A 24,993-nucleotide genomic window follows, 5' to 3' on the forward strand; every position below is an offset into this window, starting at 1 on the left:
TAGTTTTTTGAGAACATCCCGTTCCTCGCCATGACCGCAATGCGTCATGGGGTCGCAGAACGACGTAATTAGTCTAATTTTCACAACCGCAATTCATCATGTAGTATGCCGCAGCGCGCACTACATAACGCTGGATCGATGTCTGCCGCAGGTGCCGTCGCAACCCCTGAAAGCCCTGTCAGCAAGGCCGCAAAGCCGTTGATCGGATCGAACCCAGCCGCCAGCAATGGCATGTACTGGTAGATGGGTTTGTGGTTTAAATGGCCAGAGGCTTCATTGTTAAATTGAAGAGCTGAAAAGCGAAATAGCTGAGCAGAGTGAGGCAAGCAATGACTGAACACGTTCAAGTCGGTGGCCTGCAGGTCGCCAAAGTCCTGTTCGACTTCGTGAACAACGAAGCCATTCCCGGTACCGGCCTCAACGCCGACACGTTCTGGGCCGGTGCCGACAAGGTCATCCATGACCTGGCGCCGAAGAACAAAGCCCTACTCGCCAAACGCGATGATTTCCAGGCACGTATCGATGCCTGGCACCAGGCTCGTGCAGGTGTTGCGCACGATGCGGTGGCCTACAAAGCCTTCCTGCAAGACATCGGTTATCTGCTGCCAGAAGCGGCTGATTTCCAGGCAACGACACAAAACGTCGATGACGAAATCGCCCGCATGGCCGGTCCACAGCTGGTGGTGCCGGTGATGAACGCGCGCTTCGCGCTCAACGCCTCGAACGCCCGCTGGGGTTCGCTGTATGACGCGCTCTATGGCACCGACGCCATCAGCGAAGCGGACGGCGCGGAAAAAGGCAAAGGCTACAACAAGGTTCGCGGCGACAAGGTCATCGCCTTCGCCCGCGCCTTCCTCGACGAAGCCGCGCCATTGGCTGCCGGCTCCCACGTCGACTCCACAGGCTACAAGATCATTGACGGCAAACTGGTGGTCGCCCTCAAAGGCGGCAGCAACACCGGCCTGCGCGACGATGCGCAACTGATCGGTTTCCACGGCGATACAGCGGCTCCAACTGCGATCCTGCTGAAAAACAACGGCCTGCACTTCGAAATCCAGATCGACGCCAGCACCCCCGTCGGCCAGACCGACGCGGCCGGCGTCAAAGACATCCTGATGGAAGCCGCGCTGACCACCATCATGGACTGCGAAGACTCGGTCGCCGCGGTCGATGCCGATGACAAAGTGGTGATCTACCGCAACTGGCTCGGCTTGATGAAGGGCGATCTGTCGGAAGAAGTCTCCAAGGGCGGTCAGACCTTTACCCGCACCATGAACGCCGATCGCACTTACACCGGTGTCGATGGCAAAGAACTGAGCCTGCACGGTCGCTCGCTGTTGTTCGTGCGCAACGTTGGTCACCTGATGACCATCGACGCGATCCTCGATAAAGACGGCAATGAAGTACCGGAAGGTATTCTCGACGGTCTGGTAACTTGCCTCGCGGCGATCCATAGCCTCAACGGCAACAGCTCGCGCAAGAACAGCCGTACCGGTTCGGTCTACATCGTGAAACCGAAGATGCACGGCCCGGAAGAAGCGGCGTTCACCAACGAGCTGTTTGGTCGCATCGAAGACGTGCTGGGCTTGCCACGCAACACCCTCAAAGTCGGGATCATGGACGAGGAGCGCCGTACAACGGTCAACCTCAAGGCCTGCATCAAGGCTGCCGCCGAGCGCGTGGTGTTCATCAACACTGGCTTCCTCGACCGCACGGGCGATGAAATCCATACCTCCATGGAAGCCGGCCCGATGGTGCGCAAGGCCGACATGAAGGCTGAAAAATGGATCAGCGCCTACGAGAACTGGAACGTCGATATTGGCCTGAGCACCGGCCTGCAAGGTCGCGCCCAGATCGGTAAAGGCATGTGGGCCATGCCGGACCTGATGGCAGCGATGCTCGAACAGAAAATCGCTCACCCGATGGCGGGTGCCAACACCGCCTGGGTCCCATCGCCGACCGCCGCCGCGCTGCACGCGCTGCATTACCACAAGGTCGACGTGTTCGCCCGTCAGGCCGAGCTGGCTAAACGTGCTCGCGCTTCGGTGGACGACATTCTGACCATCCCGCTGGCCGTCAACCCAGACTGGACCGCGGAGCAGATCAAGAACGAACTGGATAACAACGCCCAGGGCATTCTTGGCTACGTGGTGCGCTGGATCGACCAGGGTGTGGGCTGCTCGAAAGTGCCGGACATCAATGACGTCGGCCTGATGGAAGACCGTGCGACGCTGCGTATTTCCAGCCAGCACATCGCCAACTGGCTGCGCCACGGCATCGTCACTGAAGATCAGGTGATGGAAAGCCTCAAGCGCATGGCGCCGGTGGTTGACCGTCAGAACGCCAGCGACCCGCTGTACCGTCCGCTGGCACCGAACTTCGACAGCAACATCGCCTTCCAGGCGGCGGTCGAACTGGTGGTCGAAGGCACCAAACAGCCGAACGGCTACACCGAGCCGGTTCTGCACCGTCGTCGCCGCGAATTCAAGGCTGCCAATGGCCTTTGAGTAAACGCTGATGTCGGACATGAAAAAGCCCTGATCGAAAGATCAGGGCTTTTTTTTACGCCGCGGCGGTCCCCTGTGGCGAGGGAGCTTGCTCCCGCTCGACTGCGCAGCAGTCGTAAATCCTGTGTATGCGGTGTACCAGGTACATTGGGATTGCTGGTTTTGGGGCTGCTTCGCAACCCAGCGGGAGCAAGCTCCCTCGCCACAGGCAAGCCCCCTCGCCCACAGCTGCTACACATCCATCCCCAGCTCATGCTTGACCAATTCAAGCAGTTTGCCGCTATCGATGGGCTTGAGCAGAAAGTCCACTACGTGCAAGTGCATGGCTTCGATCGCATCCTTCACGTCGGCGTCGCCGGAGACGATGATGATCGGCAATGCCGCACGAGCCGACTCCCGCACCTGACGGATCAGTTCCAGACCATCAACGTGCCCCATCCGCAGGTCGGTAATCACCAGCCCGATTGATGACTTCGTCTCCAGCAATTTGAGCGCCGTTTCGCCACTGGCCGCCATCATGCAGTGAATGCCGTCCAGCCCCAGAATTTCCGACAGCAATTCCCTGGAGTCCTTATCGTCATCGACGATCAGCACCCGCTGCGGCGGCAAGTCTGGTTCCAACATAACGGCACTGAGCGCTTCGCGCTCGGCATCACTCAAAATATCGTGGTCGGACATGGCTTTCTCAACGTTTTCGATTCGATCCCTGACACAGTGGTCAGACATCGCTCAGCAGACTTCAATGTGCACTTCGTCGGAAATTATTCCAATAGACAATGTAGGAGGTTTTTCCCTCAGTTGTGTCAGACATTTCCCATATTCCGACCGTGGCACTGCCTACCTAGACTTACGTCCAATGGGCACCCTGCCCGTAGGGGCCGACCATGGCTGGAACGATCTGACACAACGATCCGACACAACAATCAGAAAAAGACTGCGGTAATGGTTATGAGTAAAGCGGACGCCTTCACCCAGGCAGGGAAAACCGCGGTGTTGCAGAACATCCAGGGCACTTTGCAATTCCTACAGCGCTTCCCGCCGTTCAATCAGATGGAAAACGCCCACCTGGCCTATCTGGTCGAGCAATGTCAGCTGCGTTTTTATGCCCCCGGCGAAAGCATCATCAAACCTGCCGATGGCCCGGTTGAGCATTTCTACATCGTCAAACAGGGCCGGGTCGTGGGCGAACGTCCGCACACGGCCAAGGGGGGGACCGAAACCACCTTCGAAATCACCACCGGCGAGTGTTTCCCCCTCGCCGCGTTACTGGGGGAGCGGGCGACTCGCACCGAACACCTGGCGGCCGAAGATACCTTTTGCCTGCAGCTGAATAAGCTGGCGTTCATCAAACTGTTCGCACTTTCCAGCCCGTTTCGCGACTTTGCCCTACGCGGAGTCAGCAGTTTGCTGGATCAGGTGAACCAGCAAGTCCAGCAAAAAGCCGTGGAAACCCTCGGCACCCAGTACTCGCTCAATACCCGACTGGGTGAACTGGCCATGCGTCACCCGGTGACCTGCAGTCCGAGCACTGCGCTACGTGAAGCCGTAACGCTGATGCACAATCAACAAGTCGGCAGCATTGTGGTGGTTGATGAGCAAAAGGCGCCGCTGGGCATTTTCACCCTGCGCGACTTGCGGCATGTGGTGGCCAACGGCACCAGCGACTTCAATGAAGCCATCGAAGGGCATATGACCCGGGCGCCGTTTTACCTGACGCCGGACCACAGCGCCTTCGATGCCGCGATTGCAATGACCGAACGGCACATCGCCCACGTCTGCCTGGTCAAGGATCAGCGCCTGTGCGGCGTGGTCTCGGAACGCGACCTGTTTTCCCTGCAACGGGTCGATCTGGTGCATCTGGCGCGGACTATTCGCAGTGCCCAGAAGCTGGAAAACCTGGTGGCGATGCGCGGCGAGATCGGCCAATTGGTGGAGCGGATGCTGGCACACGGAGCATCCTCGACCCAGATCACCCACATCATTACCCTGCTCAACGACCACACCGTGTGCCGGGTGATCGAACTGGTGCTCGCCGAGAAAGGTGACCCCGGCGTGCCGTTCAGTTGGCTGTGCTTCGGCAGCGAAGGCCGCCGCGAGCAGACGCTGCACACCGATCAGGACAACGGCATTCTGTTCGAAGCCCGCGACGCGGCCCACGCCGCCGAGATTCGCGGCAAGTTGCTGCCCATCGCCCAGCAGATCAATCAGAACCTGGCGCTGTGCGGCTTCACCCTGTGCAAAGGCAACATCATGGCCGGCAACCCCGAGCTGTGTTTGTCTCGGGCCGAATGGGCGCGACGTTTTGCGGCGTTTATCCGCGAGGCGACTCCGGAAAACCTGCTGGGGTCGAGCATCTATTTCGACCTGCGCGTGGTCTGGGGCGATGAGCGAGGCTGCGAGCAACTGCGCCAAGGCATTCTCGATCAGGTCGGCGACAACCGCTTGTTCCAACGCATGATGGCCGAAAACGCCCTGCGCAACCGTCCACCCGTAGGACGTTTCCGCGAATTCGTGCTGGCTCGCAAGAATGGCGAGAAAGCCACCCTCGACCTGAAACTCCAGGGCTTGACCCCTTTCGTCGATGGCGCTCGAGTGCTGGCCCTGGCCCACGGCATCGACGCCAACAATACCCTGGAGCGCTTTCGCCAATTGGTGGACAAAGAAGTCATCGAACGGCTGGACGGCGCGGCGTATGAAGAGGCGTATCACTTCATTCAGCAAACCCGCATGCAGCAACATCAGCTACAGACCCGGGAGAATTTTCCCTACTCCAACCGCGTCGATCCTGACAGCCTCAATCATCTGGACCGACGCATCCTGCGTGAATCCCTGCGCCAGGCCCAACGCCTGCAAAGCAGCCTGACCCTGCGGTATCAGTTATGAGCCTGTTTTCATGGCTGCGGCCGGTAAGCCCCATTTTGCCCGGCGAACTGCAACAACGTCTGGAGCGCTTGCCGGCCGTGGCCGAGCTGGGCGATTGCAGCCTGCGCGAACAACGCTGGGTGGTACTCGACCTGGAAACCACCGGGCTGAACCTGAATAAGGACCGGCTATTGTCCATCGGTGCGGTGGTGATCGAGGACGGGGCGATCGATTTCAGCCAGCAATTCGAACGCACGCTGCAATGCACCGAACTCAAACTCGGCCCCAGCGTGTTGATTCACGGTCTGGGCCCGAGCGCCATTGCCGCCGGCAGCGACCCCGCACAAGCCTTGCTCGAGTTCATGGAGTTCGTCGGCGACAGTCCGGTGCTGGCCTTTCATGCACCGTTCGACCAGCACATGCTGGGGCGGGCGCTGAAAGAACATCTGGGCTACAAATTGCAGCATCCGTTTCTGGATGTGGCCGACATCGCGCCATTGCTTTGTCCACAGGCACATATTCGCGAGGCCGGGCTGGACGAGTGGATCGACTGGTTCAAGCTGGAGGTTTTCGAGCGGCATAACGCCAGTGCCGATGCCTTGGCGACGGCGGAGCTGGTGCTGATTTTATTCAGCCGGGCGCGACAGCAGCAGATTCATAGCCCGTTGAATTTGCAACAGCGGCTGAGTCAGTGGAAGCGGCGGCGACAGGCTCCGTCTTTCTAGATCTTCGGTGACTGTTCGGGCCCCATCGCGGGCAAGCCACGCTCCCACAGGTTTTTCGTCGTCCGCCGATTTCGCAAACGGCACAAAACCTGTGGGAGCGTGGCTTGCCCGCGATGAACGATAACTTGGTCTGACTGGATATTTCCCCCGCCAAAACCACCCGACCAGCGCCAATTGCTTACCTCCCCCGCCTCTGCCACAATCGCGAACAATTCTCGTTACTTAACACTTCCCCTTCGGTGATGTTGCGTGTCGTCAGTCCAAAGCCCCCAGAGTGAGCTCGTTGGTGCGTTGTATCGCGACCATCGCGGTTGGCTATTAGCCTGGCTACGGCGCAACGTGGCCTGCCCGCAACGGGCCGAAGACCTGAGCCAGGACACCTTCGTGCGCTTGCTGGGCCGTGACGAACTGAAGGCACCTCGCGAACCCCGGGCATTTCTGGTGGCGATCGCCAAGGGTCTGCTGTTCGACTATTTCCGCCGTGCCGCACTGGAACAGGCCTACCTCACCGAATTGATGCTGGTTCCCGAAGGCGAACAACCCTCGGTGGAAGAACAGCAACTGATCCTCGAAGACCTCAAAGCCATCGATCGCCTGCTGGGCAAGCTCTCGAGCAAGGCCCGGGCAGCGTTTCTCTATAACCGTCTCGATGGTCTCGGCCACGCCGAAATCGCTCAGCGTCTGGGTGTGTCGGTGCCGCGAGTTCGTCAGTACCTCGCCCAAGGCATTCGCCAGTGCTACATCGCGTTGTATGGTGAGCCGGTATGAGCCCGGTCAACTCTAAGCCCGTGTCGGCGCAGGTGCTGGATGCCGCGATTGCCTGGCAACTGTCGCTGGATTCCGGCAACGTAGTCGAGCGCGAAGAGTTTGCCAAATGGCACGCCGCCCACGAAGAACATGCTCGGGCGTGGCGTCAGTTAGGCATGCTCGACCAGCGTTTCAGCGTCGCCAGCGGCCCGGCCCGCACTGCCCTGCTGCAATCGCGTGAAAGCATCCGGCGCCGGGTGCGCAAGCTCGGCAGTGGTCTGGCCAGCGTCGTCGCGGTGATCGGCCTGGCGCTGTTCGCCGGTGATCGTTATCTGCCCATCGACTATTGGCTGGCCGACCAGCGCACCGCCACCGGCGAGCAACGCACCCTGCGCCTGACCGATGGCACGCAGATCAACCTCAACACCCACAGCGCAGTGGATGTGCGTTTCGATGAGAAGCAGCGGCTGATCGTCCTTCAGGAAGGGGAAATCCTCGTCGAAACCGGCCATGGCGATGCCCGGCCGTTTATCGTCGAAACTCGCGAAGGCAGCATGCGAGCGCTGGGGACACGGTTCCTGGTCAAGCGTGAAGATAAAGGCACACGCCTGAGCGTGTTGCAATCAGCGGTAGCCGCCCATCCCGAATCGAGCCCCGAGGAACAGATCCTGCGCGAAGGCCAGCAAGTGCTGATGCGCAGCAATGGCCTGGGCCCCATCATCGCCCTCAACCTCGGCGCCGATGCCTGGACCCGCGGCATGCTGGTGGTGGACAACGCGCGGCTAGAGGATCTGGTCCAGGAACTCGCTCGCTATCGTCGCGGGCATCTTGGCGTCACGCCAGAGGTCGCCGACCTGCGCATCACCGGCAGCTTCCCGCTGAACGATACCGACAAGGCGTTGAGTGCGCTTTTACCGACCCTGCCGGTGCAGATCGAACAGCACACGCCATGGTGGGTGACGGTCGCAGCAAAAACTGACGCTAAATGATCGTTCCCACGCTCTGCGTGGGAATGCAGCGCGTGACGCTCCGCGTCACATGCCGAAGCGGACGCAGAGCGTCCATTGAGGCATTCCCACGCAGAGCGTGGGAACGATCCCTTAGCGACTGGTTTACTGAATCGAAATTATTTTCATCTCGCCCTATCACTTTTGAATTCTCGTCCGGCACCTAGGCAATTGAGAAATATTTCCATTCAGGAGCCGCTGTATGTCCCGTTCGCTAGACACCGTGTTGCGCCCCCATTTGCTGGCGGTCGCCATTGCCCTTTGCGCCCCTTTGGCCAGCGGTCCACTGATGGCCGCCGAACAGGCGTCCAGTGTTCGCGCCTACAACCTGCCGGCTGCGCCATTGGCCAGCACCCTGAACCAGATCGCCAGCCAGGCCGGCTTGGCGCTGTCGTTGAATCCATCGCTGGCGGCGGGCAAGACCTCGGCCCCGGTGAAGGGCCAATTCGACGCCACCGGCGCCCTGCGTGAAGCCCTGCGCGGCACCGGCCTGCAACTGGAACAGAGCAGCGCCGGTACCTACAGCCTGGTGGCCGTGCCCGAGGGCGTGATGGCCTTGCCGGAAACCGCCGTCATTGGCCTGGAAAATGCGGAAACTGCCTGGAGCCCGGTCGAAGGTTACGTTGCCACGCGCACCGCCGCAGGCACCAAGACCGACACCGCACTGGTCGAAGCACCGCGTTCGATTTCCGTCGCCACCCGCCAGCAAATGGAAGATCGCGGTGTGCAAAACATCGATGATGCCGTGCGCTACATGCCCGGCATCGTCGCCAGCAGCTACGGCAGCGACACCCGCGCCGACTGGTTGCTCGTGCGCGGTTTCGAACCGACGCAATTCCTCGATGGCCTGCCACTGCCTAAAGGCGTGTACGCCAACCCGAAACAGGAAACCTGGAACCTTGATCGCCTCGCCCTGTTGCGCGGCCCGGCCTCTTCGGTTTACGGCCAGACGCCGCCGGGCGGTCTGCTGGACATGGTCAGCCGCCGTCCCAGCGCCGAGTCGAGCCATGAAATCCAGCTGCAATACGGCAGCGACAACCATCGTCAAATCAGCTTCGCCAGCACCGGCAAGATCGATGACGAAGGCCGGTTTACCTATGGTCTGAGTGGTGTATTGCGCGACAGCGGCACACAGGTCGATCACATCGACAACAAACGCTACAACATTGCACCGAGCCTGACCTGGAACATCGACCCTGACACCAAGTTCACGCTGCTGACGCAATTTACCCGTGACGACACAGGCATCACCAGCCAGTTCCTGCCGGTGCAAGGCACGAAGATCCATTCGCCGCTCGGCGATATCTCCCATCACAAAAACCTCGGTGACCCGGACTGGGAATACTACGACCGCACCTACTACGCACTGGGCTACGCCTTTGAACATCGCTTGAACGATGTCTGGCAGTTCAAGCAGAACCTGCGTTACACCAAGTCGGACCTGTCCTTCCAGGCTCTCACGCCGGGCGCCTACCCGTTCACCCAGGTCGATGCCGAGGGCAACGTTGGCCGCTCTAGCACCAGTGTCGACGAGGACATCAGCCAGTTCGCTGTGGACAACAACTTCCAGGGCGACTTCGCGACCGGCGACATCCGTCACACCCTGTTGATCGGCCTCGATCACCAGCGCACCAATACCAACTACACCTCGATCTTCGGTGACGGTCTGACCACCAACGTCAACAACCCGATCTATGGCCAGCCAATCGTTCGCCCGTCACGCTCGACGGCGTTCTATGACTATGACCAGAAGACCTACCAGACCGGTTTGTATGTCCAGGACCAAATGGCCCTCGACCAATGGCGTCTGACCCTCGGTGGTCGTGAGGACTGGATCCACACGGGCACCAAATTCTTCAACAAGGGTGATGCCACCAACACCGAACGGGACAAAAAATTCAGCGGCAACGCAGCGATCAGCTATGTGTTCGACTCGGGCTTCGTGCCCTACCTGTCCTACGCCGAGTCGTTCCAGCCGACCAGCAAAGCCACGGCATCGCCGACCGAGTCGTTCAAGCCGACTGAAGGCAAGCAGTGGGAACTGGGCATCAAGTACCAACCGCCGGGCAGCAACACCCTGCTGACGGCTGCGGTCTATAACCTGACCCAGAAAAACGTCTCCGTCACCACGACCAACTCGGACAACGTCTCGATTACCAGCCAGACCGGCGAAGTGAAAGTCAAAGGCCTGGAGCTGGAAGCCGTTTCCGACGTCACCGACAACCTGAAAGTCATCGCCGCCTACACCCTGGCCAAGTCCGAAGTACAAAAGGGTGACTTCAAGGGCAATCGCCTGCAACTGATGCCTAACCAGCAAGCCTCGCTGTGGGCCGATTACACCTGGCACAACGGCGTGCTGGATGGTTTCGGCATCGGTGCCGGCGCACGTTATACCGGCAATACTTATGGCGACCAGGGCAACACCTGGCTGGGCAAGGCTGATGCCTACACAGTGTTCGACGCGACGGTCCATTACGACTTGGGCCGTCTGGATAACAGTCTGAAAGGTGCCTCGCTGGCACTCAATGCCACCAACCTGTTCGACAAGGACTACATCTCCACTTGCGACAGCTTCTACTGCTACTACGGCGACCAACGCAGTGTCGTCGCCAGTGCTACGTACAAGTGGTAATCGCCTGAACTGACACGCGCCACGACCAGGCCGTCCTTCGAGGACGGCTTTGGTCTTTCTGAAGGCCATGAAATGAAAAGCAAAACCATCCGCCGCTGGTCCTGCATTCACACCTGGACCAGCCTGATCTGCACGGTATTCCTGCTGATGCTGGCCCTCACCGGCCTGCCGTTGATCTTCCATCACGAGATCGACCATCTGCTGGGCGATGCCGCCGAGTTGAAATCGATGCCGGCCGATACCCCGCAGCTGGATTTGCAGCAGTTGGTGCACGCGGCTGAAAAGCATCGTCCCGGCGAGGTCATGCAGTATTTCGGCTACGACGACGAAGACCCCAACGGCGTCATCGCGATCATGGCGCCCACTGCCGGCACCGAGCCGAACTCGTCCCACACCTTCATGCTCGACGCTCGCACCGGCGAAGCATTGGAAATGCCCTCGGCCAATGGCGGGTTGATGATGGTCATGTTGCGCTTGCACGTAGACATGTTCGCTGGCCTGCCGGGCAAGTTGCTGCTGGCGTTCATGGGCATCCTGTTTGTGCTGGCGATTGTCTCCGGCACGGTGCTGTACCTGCCGTTCATGCGGCGCTTGAAGTTCGCCACCGTGCGCCACGACAAATCCACCCGCCTGCGTTGGCTCGACCTGCATAACCTGATCGGCGTGGTGACGCTGACCTGGGCGTTGGTGGTCGGCGTGACTGGCGTGATCAGCGCCTGTGCCGACTTATTGATCGCTGCGTGGCGCAACGACAGCCTGAGCGCGATGATCGCGCCTTACCGCGATGCGCCGCCGCTGACTCAATTGGCGCCTGCGACTCGCTTACTCGACATCGCCAAAGACGTCGCGCCGGACATGCAGCCCGACTTCATCGCCTTCCCCGGCACCCGGTTTTCCAGCGAACACCATTACGCCGTATTCATGAAAGGCAGCACTCACCTGACCTCGCACCTGCTGACACCGGTGTTGATCGACGCCAGCACCCTGCAAGTCACGGCGGTGGCCGAACGGCCGTGGTACATGGACGCCATGGGCATGTCGCAGCCGCTGCACTTCGGAGATTACGGCGGCATGCCGATGAAAATCCTCTGGGCGACCCTCGATGTGCTGACCATCATTGTGCTCGGCAGTGGGGTTTACTTGTGGGTGGTGCGGCGCAAGGTCGCGAAACCTGTACTCGAAAACGCGGAGTGCCCGACATGAGACCGAGACAGTCGAGCTTCTGGAAGGTCTTCGCCACGCCCACCGTCATTGCCCTGCTCAGCGCCGCGGGGCTGTTTGCCGCGTTGCTGGGCGATGGCGTGTGGGATGCATTGAGCTGGCTCGGCCTGGGCATCCCTGCCTTCCTCGCCATGCGCGGGCTGCTGCAACGCCATTGAACGCCACAAAACCTGTGGGAGCGGGCTTGTGTGGCAAGAGGGGCTTGTGTGGCGAGGGGGCTTGCCCCCGTTCGGTTGCGAAGCAATCGTAAACCGGTCACCACTTTCTGATTCAAGATCGTGGCGGCTGGTTTCAGGGGCGCTGCGCACCCCAACGGGGGCAAGCCCCCTCGCCACACAGGCCCGCTCCCACATTTCGTTCCGTGCTCAGCCGTGAGCTCGTGCTTGAGCTCAAGCATTAAAGCGCTATGCTGCCGACACTGCCCACGATCGAGAGGTTGCCATGTCCGCCCCCAGCATGACCTTGTTCCACAACCCCGCGTCGCCCTTCGTTCGCAAAGTCATGGTGCTGCTGCATGAAACCGGGCAGACGAACCGTGTGGCGCTGCAAGCCAGCCAGCTCACGCCTGTCAGCCCGGATCTGGCCCTCAACGAAGACAACCCGTTGGGCAAGATTCCGGCGCTGCGCCTGGCCGACGGCAATGTGTTGTACGACAGCCGGGTGATCCTCGATTACCTCGACTATCAGCACGTCGGCAATCCGCTGATTCCTCGTGAAGGCTCGGCGCGCTGGCGGCGCATGACACTGGCTTCACTGGCAGACGGGATCATGGATGCCGCGGTGATGATTCGCTATGAAGTAGCCCTGCGCGCGCCGGAAAAACACTGGGACGAATGGCTTGACGGTCAGCGCGACAAGATTCGTCGCGCTCTGGCCCTGCTGGAAGCCGACGCGATTGCCGAGCTGACCAGCCATTTCGATGTCGCGGCGATCAGTGTGGCCTGTGCCTTGGGTTACCTGGATCTGCGCCATCCGGATCTGGAATGGCGCAAAGAGAATCCGAAGCTGGCAGAGTGGTATTTTGAGGTGAGTCAGCGGCCTTCGATGATTGCTACGATGCCGAAGGTTTAGATATTCGCTGGCTGTACCGGCCTCTTCGCGAGCAAGCCCGCTCCCACAGGGGATTTGTGTTGTTCATTCCATATTTGTAACAACACAGAGCCAATGTGGGAGCGGGCTTGCTCGCGAATGCACCACACCGGATCTAACGGAAACAACCCGGCAATCCGCGTCGCCAATACCTCACCCACCCGCTGATCTTCGCGCAACCCCAACGACCGGCTCATTCCACGGCTCCAATATCAAAGACCAAAGGTTTCGCGGTTTTCTGCCCGATCCCATACCAGTCCAGCTTGCGGGTCAGCACCATGAACACGCCCAGCAGCCCGAACAACAGCAACGAGCCCATCAACAGCGCGTAATCCTCGGCGCTCAGCAAGCCGTAGAGCAAGCCATACAACGCCGCCAGCCCCGTCGAGAAACTCAAGCCGTGGCGCACGCTGCGCAGCACATGGCAGACATAGAAACCGATCAACGCCACACAGCCACTCGCCGACAGCAGATACGCCAGGGCAAAGCCGATGTGTTCGGACAACGACAACAGCAACAGGTAGAAGAACGCCAGCGCCACGCCCACCAGCGCGTATTGCACCGGGTGGACCGCCAGGCTTTTCAGCACTTCGAAGAGGAAGAAACCGGCGAAGGTCAGGACGATGAACAGCAGCGCGTATTTGATTGCCCGGTCGCTTTTCAGGTACTGGTCCACCGGGTCGATGAAACTCACGCCGAAGCTGCGACCGCTGAACGCCTCGCACTGGCCGCCAGACACACAACTGTTCAACGCCTCTTGCAGGTTGGTGGAGAAAAACGAGGTTTGCCAATTGGCGGTGAAACCCTGATCGGTGATTTCACGCTGGGCCGGCAGGTAGTTGCCGATGAAGCTGGGATGTGGCCAGTTGGCGGCCAGTGAAACCTTGCTGGTCTTGCCCACCGGGAGAACCTGCAACTGGCCGGTGCCTTGCAGGCGCAAGTCGAAACCGAAGGCCAGTTCCGTGGCCTGCCGGGTATCCAGCGCTGGTAGCGTCACATGCACACCCTCGCCCAACCAGCCCACCTGGCTACCCGGTACAAAGTCCAGGCTTTGGCCATTGAGTTCGAGTTTCAATGCATTCTCGATGCCGCGAATGTCGCTGATGCCGACGGCCAGGAACGGTTGATCGAAGCGGTAATCGGCGAAGTCCTCTTTGATGCCCAATTGTGCCGGGACCGAGAAATGCCCGCTGATACGGTTGTCGGCATGAAACAGCCGCGCCTCGTAGATACCCCGGGCGCGCAGTTCGGTCTGGACCTGGCCGTCCAGTTCGAAGCGCTCCGGCAGGAAATACAAACGGCCGCGTTCCTCGCGAACGTCCTGGTAACGCTGGTTGGTTTTTTCGTTGGTTTTCCAGGTGCGCACCGTTTTGCGATAGGGCACCACCATCAGCGGGCCGCTCAATTGCTGGCTGTAACTGGAACTGCGGGCGATGTCTTCGAGCACACCGTCGCGCAGTTGCTGGCGCTCCTGGATCACGCCGTTGATCATCAGCAACGGGATCAGCAGCAACAGAATCAAAAGGGCAATCGCCCCCAGTTTTAGGGTCAAGCTACGGTTCATGGGACTCTCCCTGTTTGGATGGGGAAAGTCTGGAGTCGATGTGTGGGGGTTTTGTGGGGGGAATGTGGAGAGTGTGTGGATTTTAGAAAAGATCGCAGCCTTCGGCAGCTCCTACGCCGAACGCGTACCCATGTAGGAGCTGCCGAAGGCTGCGATCTTTATCGGGCTAAAGGCAGATGCAAACTCACCTGCACGCCGCCATCGACATTACCGACACTCATCGCACCGGCATGCAACTTGACCACTTCTTCAACGAAGTTAAGCCCCAACCCCGTACTTTTACGCCCACTGTCCGGACGCGGCAGTGAGTAGAAGCGCTCGCTCAAGCGCGGCAACGCATAGTCGGGAATCGCCTCGGCCTGGTTAAAAAACTTGAATTCGATTTGCTCACCGAGCTTTGCGGCACTGAATCGCAGCAAGCCACGATCCGGGGTGAAATCCAGAGCGTTCTCCAGCAGATTACCCAGCGCCTGGCGCAACAGAAACGGCTCGCCGAGCAGGTTCAGATCCGCTGTAATCTGCAGTTCCACACGCAACTGCTTGCCTTCGATTCGCGCAGCCTGCGCGCTCAATAGCTCATCGACCAAACCCGCCAGCGGCACGGCCACCCGCTCTTCCAGCCCTTGGCGCTGTTCCACCTGCGCCAGGTTCAACAGTCGTTCGATCAACTGCTGCATACGTGCGCTTTCACTGTCGATGTTGCTGACGAAACGCTGCTGCTGAGCCAGCGGCATCTCGCCTTGCAGCAACTCCGCCGCACCACGGATCGCCGCCAGCGGGCTTTTCAATTCATGGGTCAGGGTGTGTACATAACGTTCGACGTAGGCTTTGCCCTCAAGCTGGGTGCGCATCTGCTCCACCGCCGTGGCCAGTTGTTCCAGCTCGCCGCCACGATAATGCGGCACCTCGACCCGCCGGCCATCGCTGACGGCCTGGGCATACGCCGTCAACCGCCGCAGCGCCGCGCTCAGCCACCACGACAACAGCGCACCGAACAGCAAACCAAGGCCAATCAGCCCGGCGCCATAAATCAGCAATCGCCGCTCGGTGCGATCAACGTAAGGCTGCAGCGAGCTATTGGGCTTGGCCACCGTCACCACGCCGATGATCTGGCCGTTGTCGCGAATCGGTGCCCCGACATGCATCACCGACGAATTCGAATCATCCGGGTTGCTGCGCGTCGAACGTGCGCCGTACTCGCCGCGCAGGGTCAGATAGACGTCGTTCCAGCGCGAGTAGTCCTGGCCAACCGCGATGCCACTGGAATCGAGCACCACGATGCCCTTGGCATCGGTCACGTAAATACGGTGGTTGACTTGATTCTTCGGCATGCCCCAGATTTTCGCCTTCGGTTGCCGTTCACCGTAAGCCTTGAGCAACTCGGGCCAGCGGTTCTGGCTGAGGGTGCCGGCCTTGAAGTCGTCCCGCAGGATCTCGGCCATCAGGTTCGCGGTGTCCACCAGGGTTTCTTCGGTGGATTGGCGCACGCCGGGGCGGATTTCTTCCATCACGGTGTTGAGCACGAAGTAGCCGGTCAGGCCGATGAACAGCACATAAACCAGAAAAATCCGGATTCCCAATGGCATCAGCTGTGCCCCGGGCTGTAGCTGTAACCGAGGCCGCGGTGAGTCTGGATCGGCTCGGCGTCGGCCTTCACCTGGCGCAACTTGGCGCGCACGCTTTTGATGTGGCTGTCGATGCTGCGCTCATAGCCCGCGTCGGCGGCCACACCCAACGCATCGAGCAATTGCTCGCGGCTGAAGACTCGCTCGGGTTGTTCCAGCAGGCATTGCAGCAAACGAAACTCATGGCGAGTCAGGCTCAGCGGCTGGTTGCGATAGCTGATCTGCACCCGTTCGCTGTCGATGCGAAACAGCGCTGACGCCGCCTCCGCCACCGGTCGTGGCGCCATGCGCTTGAGAATCGCCCGGACCCGCGCCGCCACTTCCCGGGGGCTGAACGGTTTGACCACGTAGTCGTCGGCGCCGATCTCCAGACCCACCACGCGGTCGATCTCGGCATCACGGGCGCTGAGGAACATCACCGGCACTTCGCTGAAACGCCGCAATTGCTTGCAGGTCTCGAAGCCGCTGATGTCCGGCAGGCCGATATCGAGGATGATCAGGTCGGCCGGCGTGGCGCGCTGATGCTCGAGTGCCGCCGCGCCAAGGTTCAACCACGTGGTGGTAAAGCCCTCGCCCTGCAAGGCGAAAATCAGGGTGTCGGCAATCGCCGCTTCGTCTTCGACAATCAGGATATGAGGCATGGCATCCGAGCCCGCTAGTTAAGTGGGCGAACGGTGCCCCAAGGCTGATTCGCCGTCAATCAGCAGTCGGGTTTGTCTGCCGTGAAACGCCGTGCCGGGTTCACCGCCGCACCGAATTCACGCAGTGCTTTGGCGCCGATCAACAGCGGGTAATTGAAGCTGCTGCGGTCGGTGAGGTTGACTTCGACGGTGCGCTTGACATTGCCCAGGCACAGTTCCAGATCAACCACTGGCCGTTTGGTGGGTTCGATCGCTTCTTTGTCATCGTCGTCTTCTTCGGAGCGAGTCTTGATCTTGCTGATCCGCGCGACCTTGTGTTCGTAGACCTTGTTGCTCGCGCCTTTGGTGGCGAGGCGGAAACGCACCCATTCGTCGCCATCACGGGTGAAGGTTTCGATGTCCTTGGCCGACAGCGACGCGGTCAGGGCGCCGGTGTCCATTTTGGCCTTGAGGACTTCACCACCGATTTCCGGCAGCGCGATGTATTCGTAACGCCCGTACAGGGTCGGTTCAGCGGCCAGGACCGGCAGGGCCACGAGGGAAAGCAGTGCAAGGAGAGATTTCACGTAGGGGGTTCCTTGGAAAGTGGGCAGCGGGATTTTAGACCGTTGTGTGGATGATCGTTCCCATGCTCCGCGTGGGAATGCCTCATGTGACGCTCTGCGTCACGCTTTGGGGACGCGGAGCGTCCCGGGCTGCATTCCCACGCAGAGCGTAGGAACGATCGCTATGTCAGTCCAACATACCGCCGCAAACGTGAAACATTCGTCACCACTGATTTGGCCTGTCGCTTGAAGCTGCTTATCATGGCGCGCCCAAACGCTTTCAAGAGTTACTTATGCGCCGCCTGCTCACCGGCTGTTTCGTTACCCTGCTGCTGTTGCTTAACACCCTGGTGCTGTTCGGGCCTTTGATGGTGTTCGCCCTGCTGAAACTGCTCTTGCCCGGGCGCTTTCGCGATGATGCCTCGGCGGCGGTGATGTGGATTGCCGAAACCTGGGCCGAGATCGATAAGCTGATTTTCCGACTGTGCATTCCCACCCGATGGGACATCCGCGGTGGTGATGATTTGCGCCGCGACACCTCGTATCTGGTGATCGGTAACCATCAATCCTGGGTCGACATCCCGGCACTGATCCAGACGCTTAACCGGCGCACGCCGTTCTTCAAATTCTTCCTAAAGAAAGAACTGATCTGGGTGCCGTTCCTGGGCCTGGCCTGGTGGGCGTTGGACTATCCGTTCATGAAGCGCTACACCAAGGCGTTTCTCGCCCGGAACCCGGAGCTGGCCGGCAAGGACCTGGAGATCACCAAACAAGCCTGCGAGTTGTACAAGCGTCAGCCAGTGACAGTGGTCAATTATCTGGAAGGCACTCGATACACCACAACGAAAAGTGCACAGCAGCAGTCACCCTTCACCCACCTGCTCAAGCCCAAGGCTGGCGGCGTGGCTTTTGTGCTGGCGGCGATGGGCGAACAGCTGGATGCCATTCTTGATGTGACGGTGGTGTATCCACAGCAGAAGATTCCGGGGTTCTGGGATTTGATCAGCGGCAACGTGCCGAGGGTGATCATCGACATCCACACACGTGAACTGGACCCGGCGCTGTGGCAAGGCGATTACGAAAACGATCCGGTGTTTCGCGAACACGTCCAGAACTGGGTCAACCAGCTCTGGATCGAGAAGGACCGGCGTATCAAGGCCCTGCGCGCCGAGGGCTGACTCAGCTACCTATGCCGGTGCCGATGCCGGTGCCCCAGATTCCGCCAAGGTTTTGCAGCAGCGAACCGGCGACGCCTTGCTGACCGAGGTATTGCAGAATCACCGGGGCAAACAGGCCGATCATGCCGGTGTCCATGCCCAGGGCACTGAACGCGTTGTTCAGATCCTTGGTGTCCTTGACGTTACCCAGCAAACCATTGAGCAAAGGGTTCTTGTCGACACCACCGCCGAGCAGCCCACCCAATCCGCTCAAGCCACTGATGGCGCTGTTGCCGGCGATCTGATCGAGGCCCGGCACATTTTTGCTCAGTTCGGTGAAGTCCTGGCCGCTGAGTTGGTTCCTGGCCAGCCCCAGCATCGCACCGGCACCACCCATGGCCTGTTCTGGCGTGACATTGAGCTGAGACCCCAGGGAAGTGAGCAAACCGGCAGCCTTGGGTAGCGCCGCCACGGCGTCTTCGCTCTCGTCGCTCTCATCGTCCTCGTTACCCTGCATCGCCGTAACCGCATTGGCCGCATCGCTGAAGCTGAACTGCGCAAAGGCCGGGCTCGCGGCCAGCGTCGTCAACGAAGCAACAGCCATGAGCGATGCCAACGCAAAACCGCGTGAAACGTTCATTCAGACATCCTCTTGTGCCATGAGAACCACCCGGCAGGGCAGCAAAACTGCCGATTTGACCGGGCATCTGCTGGCATGTTCCCCCCCGGTCGTGGAACCCCGAATCCATACGATGAATGGCACGCCCGCTCCCGCCGAACAGGCCTGTGAACAACCCGGCAGAACCTGAAAGCGCAGGCTGCGGTGCTCCATAAAAAAGGGCGACATCACTGTCGCCCCTTTTTCCGTCTTGCTCCCAGCCTTACGCCGCGCTGAACATCTTGTGCGGATCGATCACAAACTTCTTCGGCACGCCCGCATCGAACTCGCCATAACCACGCGGGGCGTCGTCGAGGCTGATGACTTCAACACCCACGATGTCAGCAATCTTGATGCGGTCCCACATGATGGCTTGCATCAGTTGGCGGTTGTACTTCATCACCGGGGTCTGGCCGGTGTGGAAGCTGTGGGATTTGGCCCAGCCCAGACCGAAGCGAATGCTCAGGCTGCCCATTTTCGCGGCAGCGTCCACAGCACCCGGATCTTCGGTCACGTACAGGCCAGGGATGCCGATTTTGCCAGCCACCCGAACCACGCCCATCAGCGAGTTGAGCACGGTGGCCGGAGCCTCGTGCTTCACGCCGGCATGGCCGTGACCGCGAGCTTCGAAGCCTACGGCATCGACGGCGCAGTCCACTTCCGGTTCGCCCAACAGTGCAGCGATTTGTTCGTGCAGTGGGGTGTCTGTCGACAGGTCGGCGATTTCGAAACCCTGAGCCTTGGCATGGGCCAGGCGGATCGGGTTGACGTCACCGATGATCACCACCGCAGCACCCAGCAGGCGAGCGGAAGCGGCAGCTGCCAGGCCAACCGGGCCGGCGCCGGCGACGTACACGGTGCTGCCAGGGCCAACGCCGGCAGTCACTGCGCCGTGGTAACCGGTGGGCAGGATGTCGGAGAGACAGGTCAGGTCACGGATTTTTTCCATGGCCCGGTCGCGATCTGGAAGTTTCAGCAGGTTGAAGTCGGCATACGGCACAAACGCGTATTCGGCTTGGCCACCGGTCCAGTCACCCATGTCGACATAACCATAGGCACCGCCCGGACGCGCCGGGTTAACGCTCAGGCAGACGCCAGTATGTTGCTCTTTGCACGAACGGCAACGGCCACAGGCAACGTTGAAAGGAACCGACACCAAGTCGCCGATCTGCAGGTTCTCGACACCGCTGCCCTTCTCGATCACTTCACCCGTGATCTCGTGGCCCAGCACCAGACCGGTCTGAGCGGTGGTACGCCCGCGCACCATGTGCTGATCGGAACCACAGATGTTGGTGGACACTACGCGCAGGATGACGCCGTGCTCGATCTTCCTGCCGCGCGGGTCCTGCATTTTGGGATAGTCGATTTTCTGTACTTCGACCTTGCCAGCGCCGAGATACACCACACCACGATTACCAGACATGCTTTCACCTCGCTGTTGTTTTTATGTAGCGGTCGCGTCGCCATGGAGCGGCGGCGCGTTGATTGCTCGGGTTATTGCCTGTGTGTCTTGTGTTGTTTGTTATGGCGCCATCGCTAGCAGGCTAGCTCCCACAAGGGTACGCATTTCAATGTGGGAGCTAGCCTGCTAGCGATGGCGATCTAAAGAACGACCGTGCGATTGGCGTTCAAAAACACCCGTCGTTCAATGTGATACCCCACCGCCCGCGCCAGGGTCAGCCCTTCGATATCCCGCCCTTTGGCGATCAAATCTTCCGGGTAATGACTGTGGTCCACGGCCTCTACGCCCTGAGCGATGATCGGGCCTTCGTCCAGGTCGTTGTTGATGTAATGCGCCGTGGCGCCGACCAGTTTCACGCCCTTGTTGTAGGCCTGGTGATAGGGCTTGGCACCCTTGAAACCCGGCAGCAGGGAGTGATGAATGTTGATCGCCTTGCCGTCGAGTTTGCGGCACAGCTCTGGCGACAGAACCTGCATGTAGCGCGCAAGAATCACCAACTCGGCGCCAGACTCTTCGACCACCTGCCAGACCTGACGCTCCTGGGACGGCTTGTCGTTCGGGTCCAGCGGGAAATGGTAGTACGGAATCTGGTGCCAGTCGGCCAACGGCTTGAGGTCCGGGTGGTTGGAAACCACGGCGACCACGTCCATCGACAACTGGCCGATGCGCTGGCGGTAGAGCAAGTCGTTGAGGCAGTGATCGGCCTTGGACACCATGATCACCACTTTCGGCCGGTGATGCGGCGGGGTCAGTTCGAAGACCATCCCGAAGGCGTCACCACGTTCCGCCAAACCGGCGCGAAAAGCTTGTTCGTCGAAGCCATCGGGCTGACGGAACTCCACGCGAATGAAGAAACGGCCCGAGAGCCGGTCATCGAAGGAATGGTGCTCGGTGACGTAGCAGCCCTGCTCGAACAGAAAGCGGGTCACCGCATCCACGGTGCCGAGGACGCTAGGGCAGTCGGCGGTCAGAATCCATGTGTCTGGTGCGCGGCTCATAGTGCGGTGACTCCTGTAGCGAAACTGATCGTTCCCACGCTCTGCGTGGGAACGCCGCCATGGACGCTCTGCGTCCGCTTTGGGACGCGGAGCGTCCCGGGATGCATTCCCACGCAGAGCGTGGGAACGATCTTTACGCTGTGTTACGCCTGGACGCTAAGGCCGTATTCGGCGGCCGCATCCTGCAACCACAACCACCAGTAATCCGAGAAGCTGCGACGAATCAGCAGTTCCCAGGTGTCTTCGGCGGTGTGGCGGATCATCAATTGCGACTTGGCGAACACCGTGCCGACAGCCTTGCCCACCGGGAAGCTATTGGGATGCACGTCATAGCTGGTGGATTTCATCAGCACCTGGCGTACGTTCGGGCCGCTGAGCTCGAGGATCTGCTGGCCGCCGCTGACGTTGACGATCTGGATGTGCAGGTCGCCCAGTGCTTCACGCAGCTTTTTCTCGGCAGCGAATTCTTCACCGGTCGGCACGATCAGCAGCCATTCATCCGGCCCCATCCATTGCAGGCTGGTTTCGCCTTTGATCACCACGGTCAGCGCGGCGGGCAGTTCCAGGCCGAGGGCCTTGTGCACGCCGGCGGCGAACGCGGCATCGTGGCCATCGCCACGGATGGTCAGGTGACCGAGGAGTTTTTTCTCACGCACGATCACGCCGGCGTTCTTGCGACCCTTGCCCACCAGGCTGGCGAGGTCGGCATGATGCAGCGACGACTCGGCCTTGGCCCCGGTGGTTGGGCGTTGTTGGTAAACATTGGCTGCGGTCATAAAGCACCTTTCTTTTGTTGATCGTTCCCACGCTCTGCGTGGGAATGCCGCCATGGACGCTCTGCGTCCGCTCTTGGGACGCGGAGCGTCCCGGGATGCATTCCCACGCAGAGCGTGGGAACGATCGACTTACACGTTCTGGCGATCGCCTTTCGGATCGAAGAACACCGAAGAAACGATTTCCGCCTCGATCACGCTGCCGTCGGCCAGCGGTGCGAACACCCGCTCACCCATGCGCTTCAAGCCGCCCTTGACCACACCCATGGCAAACGAATAGCCCAGGGAGTTGTGCAGGTAACTGGAAGTCACGTGACCGACCATGGTCATCGGGATGGTTTGCTTGGTGTTGAACACCAGTTGCGCCCCTTCCGGCAGCCACTTGGTCGGATCGATCGGCTTCAGACCGACCAGCTGTTTGCGCTGATCACGCACGCAGTCTTCGCGGTTCATCCCACGCCAGCCGATCCACGAGAACGGTTTGGTGCGACCGACACACCAGCCCATGTTCAGGTCGTCCGGGGTCATTGAGCTGTCAGTGTCTTGACCGACGATGATGAAGCCCTTCTCTGCCCGCAGAACGTGCATGGTTTCGGTGCCGTACGGGGTCAGGTTGTACTGCTTGCCGGCCTCGACGATTTTTTCCAGCACGCCCATGGCGTAGTCGGCCTGCACGTTGACTTCGTACGACAGCTCACCGGTAAACGAAATCCGGAACACCCGCGCCGGCACACCACCGACCAGACCTTCTTTCCAGGTCATGAACGGGAAGGCTTCGTTGCTCAAGTCAATGTCGGTGACTTCGCTGAGCAGCTTGCGGCTGTTCGGCCCCGACAGGGTCATGGTCGCCCAGTGGTCAGTGACCGAAGTGAAGTACACCTTCAGCTCTGGCCATTCGGTCTGGTGGTAGATTTCCAGCCATTGCAGCACGCGTGCAGCGCCGCCGGTGGTGGTGGTCATCACGAAATGGTTGTCGGCCAGGCATGCAGTCACGCCGTCGTCGAACACCATGCCGTCTTCTTTACACATCAGGCCGTAACGGGCCTTGCCCACGTCGAGCTTGGTCCAGGCGTTGGTGTAGATGCGGTTGAGGAACTCACGCGAATCCGGGCCCTGGATGTCGATCTTGCCCAGGGTCGAAGCGTCCAGCAGGCCGACGCTGTCGCGCACGGCTTTGCATTCGCGTTTTACCGCGGCGTGCAGGTCTTCACCGTTTTTCGGGAAGTACCAAGGACGTTTCCACTGACCGACGTCTTCGAATTCGGCACCGTTCTTCACGTGCCAGTGATGCAGTGCAGTGAAACGCACCGGTTCGAAGATGTGCCCACAGTGACGGCCGGCCACGGCGCCGAAAGTCACCGGCGTGTAGTTCGGGCGGAACATGGTGGTGCCCATCTGCGGGATGGTCACGTTCAGCGAACGGGCGGCGATGGCCAGACCGTTGACGTTGCCGAGCTTGCCCTGGTCAGTACCAAAACCCAACGCGGTGTAGCGCTTGACGTGCTCGACCGACTCGAAGCCTTCGCGGGTCGCCAGTTCGATGGCGGCAGCGGTGACGTCGTTCTGCAGGTCGACGAATTGCTTCGGCGCACGGGCAGTGGCTTTTTCGTGCGGCACCTGGAACAGCGCCAAAGTTGGCTCTTCCAGACGGCTCAGGGCTTTGGGCAGTACGCCTTCGACCTTGCCGAAACCGGCTTCGCTGGCGGCGCGAGCACCACCTTCAAAACCATCGGCCAACGAATCGCCGAGGCCGTAGACGCCGTTGATGCCACCGACGCACACGCGTTTTTGCGGTGCTTCGCCCGGTACGAAACCGAGGATGTCTTCACGCCAGATCGGCTTGCCGCCCAAGTGCGACGCCAGGTGAACCACCGGGCTGTAACCGCCGGAACTGGCAACCAGGTCGCAATCAAGCCACTCGCCCGGGCTGGTCACGGTGTGTGCTTTTACATCAATCGCGGCAACGCGAGCGGCGGTGACGTGCTTGCTGCCACGGGCCTCGATCACGGCGCTGCCGGTCAGGATGCGGATGCCTTTGGCGCGTGCTTCTTCCACCAGCGCACCACGCGGGTTGCTGCGGGCATCGGCGATCGCGACCACTTGCAGGCTGGCGTCGAGCCAATCCAGCGCTACGCGGTAGGCGTGATCGTTGTTGGTCGACAGCACGAGCTTCTTGCCCGGTGCCACGCCGTAACGACGAACATAAGTCGACACAGCGCCGGCGAGCATGTTGCCCGGCACGTCGTTGTTGCCGTAAACCAGTGGACGTTCGTGAGTACCGGTCGCCAGCACTACACGCTTGGCGCGAACCCGGTGGATGCGCTGACGCACCTGGCCAATCGGGGCACGGTCACCGAGGTGATCGGTGAGGCGCTCGTGAATGGTCAGGAAGTTATGGTCGTGGTAACCGTTGACCGTGGCGCGCGGCAACAGCAGCACGTCCGGGGTGTTTTTCAGCTCGGCGATGACGCTGGCGACCCACTCGGTGGCAGGCTTGCCGTCGAGGCTTTCGCGGGAATCGAGCAGGCTGCCGCCGAACTCTTCCTGCTCATCGGCCAGAATCACACGCGCACCGCTACGGGCAGCCGCCAGCGCAGCCGCCAGACCCGCAGGGCCAGCGCCGACGATCAGCACGTCGCAGTGCTGGTTCATGTAGTCGTAGGTGTCCGGATCGTTCTCGGTCGGCGAGCGGCCGAGGCCGGCAGCCTTACGAATGTACTTCTCGTAGGTCATCCAGAACGATTGCGGGTACATGAAGGTTTTGTAGTAGAAGCCCGGCG

21 protein-coding genes are annotated in these 24,993 nt (G+C 60.4%); 10 read left to right on the plus strand and 11 right to left on the minus strand.

Annotation, left to right across the window (positions count from 1 at the left end; translation table 11 throughout):
- Positions 1-80 precede the first annotated feature (80 nt).
- Positions 81-347: a hypothetical protein gene (locus tag ACQKPC_RS22980; protein WP_131816009.1), complete on the minus strand. Its 267-nt coding sequence runs from the start codon at positions 345-347 to the stop codon at positions 81-83.
- On the opposite strand from ACQKPC_RS22980, the gene ACQKPC_RS22985 reads away from it, so the two are divergent.
- Positions 330-2,507 carry a malate synthase G gene (locus ACQKPC_RS22985; protein ID WP_427626525.1) on the plus strand — a complete coding sequence of 726 codons (2,178 nt, stop codon included), beginning with the start codon at positions 330-332 and terminating at the stop codon, positions 2,505-2,507. The genes ACQKPC_RS22980 and ACQKPC_RS22985 overlap by 18 nt on opposite strands.
- A gap of 231 nt (positions 2,508-2,738) precedes the next feature.
- On the opposite strand, the gene ACQKPC_RS22990 is transcribed toward ACQKPC_RS22985, so the two are convergent.
- Positions 2,739-3,185: a response regulator gene (locus tag ACQKPC_RS22990; RefSeq protein WP_007904163.1), complete on the minus strand. Its 447-nt coding sequence runs from the start codon at positions 3,183-3,185 to the stop codon at positions 2,739-2,741.
- A gap of 264 nt (positions 3,186-3,449) precedes the next feature.
- On the opposite strand from ACQKPC_RS22990, the gene ACQKPC_RS22995 reads away from it, so the two are divergent.
- From ACQKPC_RS22995 to ACQKPC_RS23030, 8 genes are all read left to right on the plus strand, one after another.
- A complete protein-coding gene (locus ACQKPC_RS22995; protein ID WP_123497319.1) occupies positions 3,450-5,390 on the plus strand; it encodes a putative nucleotidyltransferase substrate binding domain-containing protein in 1,941 nt (646 codons plus the stop codon).
- Positions 5,387-6,094: a 3'-5' exonuclease gene (locus tag ACQKPC_RS23000; protein ID WP_063342325.1), complete on the plus strand. Its 708-nt coding sequence runs from the start codon at positions 5,387-5,389 to the stop codon at positions 6,092-6,094. Before ACQKPC_RS22995 ends, ACQKPC_RS23000 begins: the two co-directional genes overlap by 4 nt.
- 249 nt (positions 6,095-6,343) lie before the next feature.
- A complete protein-coding gene (locus ACQKPC_RS23005; protein ID WP_032830771.1) occupies positions 6,344-6,862 on the plus strand; it encodes an RNA polymerase sigma factor in 519 nt (172 codons plus the stop codon).
- Positions 6,859-7,830: a FecR domain-containing protein gene (locus ACQKPC_RS23010; protein WP_427626528.1), complete on the plus strand. Its 972-nt coding sequence runs from the start codon at positions 6,859-6,861 to the stop codon at positions 7,828-7,830. The genes ACQKPC_RS23005 and ACQKPC_RS23010 overlap by 4 nt, the downstream gene beginning before the upstream one ends.
- Before the next feature lie 220 nt (positions 7,831-8,050).
- Positions 8,051-10,480 carry a TonB-dependent siderophore receptor gene (locus tag ACQKPC_RS23015; RefSeq protein WP_427626530.1) on the plus strand — a complete coding sequence of 810 codons (2,430 nt, stop codon included), beginning with the start codon at positions 8,051-8,053 and terminating at the stop codon, positions 10,478-10,480.
- 72 nt (positions 10,481-10,552) lie between these two features.
- Positions 10,553-11,683, plus strand: a complete 1,131-nt coding sequence (locus ACQKPC_RS23020; RefSeq protein WP_427626532.1) for a PepSY-associated TM helix domain-containing protein — start codon at positions 10,553-10,555, stop codon at positions 11,681-11,683.
- Entirely contained in the window at positions 11,680-11,859 is a 180-nt protein-coding gene (locus tag ACQKPC_RS23025) for a hypothetical protein (protein WP_427626534.1), read from the plus strand. Before ACQKPC_RS23020 ends, ACQKPC_RS23025 begins: the two co-directional genes overlap by 4 nt.
- A 283-nt stretch (positions 11,860-12,142) precedes the next feature.
- On the plus strand, positions 12,143-12,772 hold the full coding sequence (locus ACQKPC_RS23030) for a glutathione S-transferase (protein WP_427626536.1): 630 nt from the start codon (positions 12,143-12,145) through the stop codon (positions 12,770-12,772).
- A gap of 211 nt (positions 12,773-12,983) precedes the next feature.
- On the opposite strand, the gene creD is transcribed toward ACQKPC_RS23030, so the two are convergent.
- The 4 genes from creD to ACQKPC_RS23050 all read right to left on the minus strand — a co-directional run bounded on the left by creD (position 12,984) and on the right by ACQKPC_RS23050 (position 17,186).
- Positions 12,984-14,354 carry a cell envelope integrity protein CreD gene (gene creD / locus ACQKPC_RS23035; RefSeq protein ID WP_427626538.1) on the minus strand — a complete coding sequence of 457 codons (1,371 nt, stop codon included), beginning with the start codon at positions 14,352-14,354 and terminating at the stop codon, positions 12,984-12,986.
- A gap of 158 nt (positions 14,355-14,512) precedes the next feature.
- Positions 14,513-15,940, minus strand: a complete 1,428-nt coding sequence (gene creC / locus ACQKPC_RS23040; protein ID WP_427626540.1) for a two-component system sensor histidine kinase CreC — start codon at positions 15,938-15,940, stop codon at positions 14,513-14,515.
- Complete coding sequence (creB, locus tag ACQKPC_RS23045; protein WP_218395226.1) at positions 15,940-16,620, minus strand: two-component system response regulator CreB; 681 nt, start codon at positions 16,618-16,620, stop codon at positions 15,940-15,942. Before creB ends, creC begins: the two co-directional genes overlap by 1 nt.
- Positions 16,621-16,679: 59 nt before the next feature.
- Positions 16,680-17,186, minus strand: a complete 507-nt coding sequence (locus ACQKPC_RS23050; protein WP_007904116.1) for an ATP-dependent zinc protease family protein — start codon at positions 17,184-17,186, stop codon at positions 16,680-16,682.
- Positions 17,187-17,458: 272 nt separating this feature from the next.
- Here ACQKPC_RS23050 and ACQKPC_RS23055 point away from each other — a divergent pair, with 272 nt between their 5' ends.
- A complete protein-coding gene (locus ACQKPC_RS23055; protein ID WP_427626543.1) occupies positions 17,459-18,343 on the plus strand; it encodes an acyltransferase in 885 nt (294 codons plus the stop codon).
- Position 18,344: 1 nt separating this feature from the next.
- Here ACQKPC_RS23055 and ACQKPC_RS23060 read toward each other — a convergent pair whose 3' ends face one another.
- The 5 genes from ACQKPC_RS23060 to ACQKPC_RS23080 all read right to left on the minus strand — a co-directional run.
- Positions 18,345-18,962, minus strand: coding sequence for a DUF2780 domain-containing protein (locus ACQKPC_RS23060; protein ID WP_427626545.1), 618 nt, complete (start codon positions 18,960-18,962; stop codon positions 18,345-18,347).
- Between the two features lie 241 nt (positions 18,963-19,203).
- Positions 19,204-20,403 carry a formaldehyde dehydrogenase, glutathione-independent gene (gene fdhA / locus ACQKPC_RS23065; RefSeq protein WP_305424815.1) on the minus strand — a complete coding sequence of 400 codons (1,200 nt, stop codon included), beginning with the start codon at positions 20,401-20,403 and terminating at the stop codon, positions 19,204-19,206.
- A 179-nt stretch (positions 20,404-20,582) separates the two neighbouring features.
- Positions 20,583-21,440, minus strand: a complete 858-nt coding sequence (purU, locus tag ACQKPC_RS23070) for a formyltetrahydrofolate deformylase (RefSeq protein WP_007907570.1) — start codon at positions 21,438-21,440, stop codon at positions 20,583-20,585.
- Positions 21,441-21,583: 143 nt separating this feature from the next.
- Positions 21,584-22,216, minus strand: a complete 633-nt coding sequence (locus tag ACQKPC_RS23075) for a sarcosine oxidase subunit gamma (protein WP_007907568.1) — start codon at positions 22,214-22,216, stop codon at positions 21,584-21,586.
- A gap of 129 nt (positions 22,217-22,345) precedes the next feature.
- A partial coding sequence (locus ACQKPC_RS23080; RefSeq protein WP_427626548.1) for a sarcosine oxidase subunit alpha family protein occupies positions 22,346-24,993 on the minus strand: 2,648 nt, incomplete at its 5' end.

Source organism: Pseudomonas sp. NPDC089918 (assembly GCF_050280605.1).
Lineage (GTDB): Bacteria > Pseudomonadota > Gammaproteobacteria > Pseudomonadales > Pseudomonadaceae > Aquipseudomonas.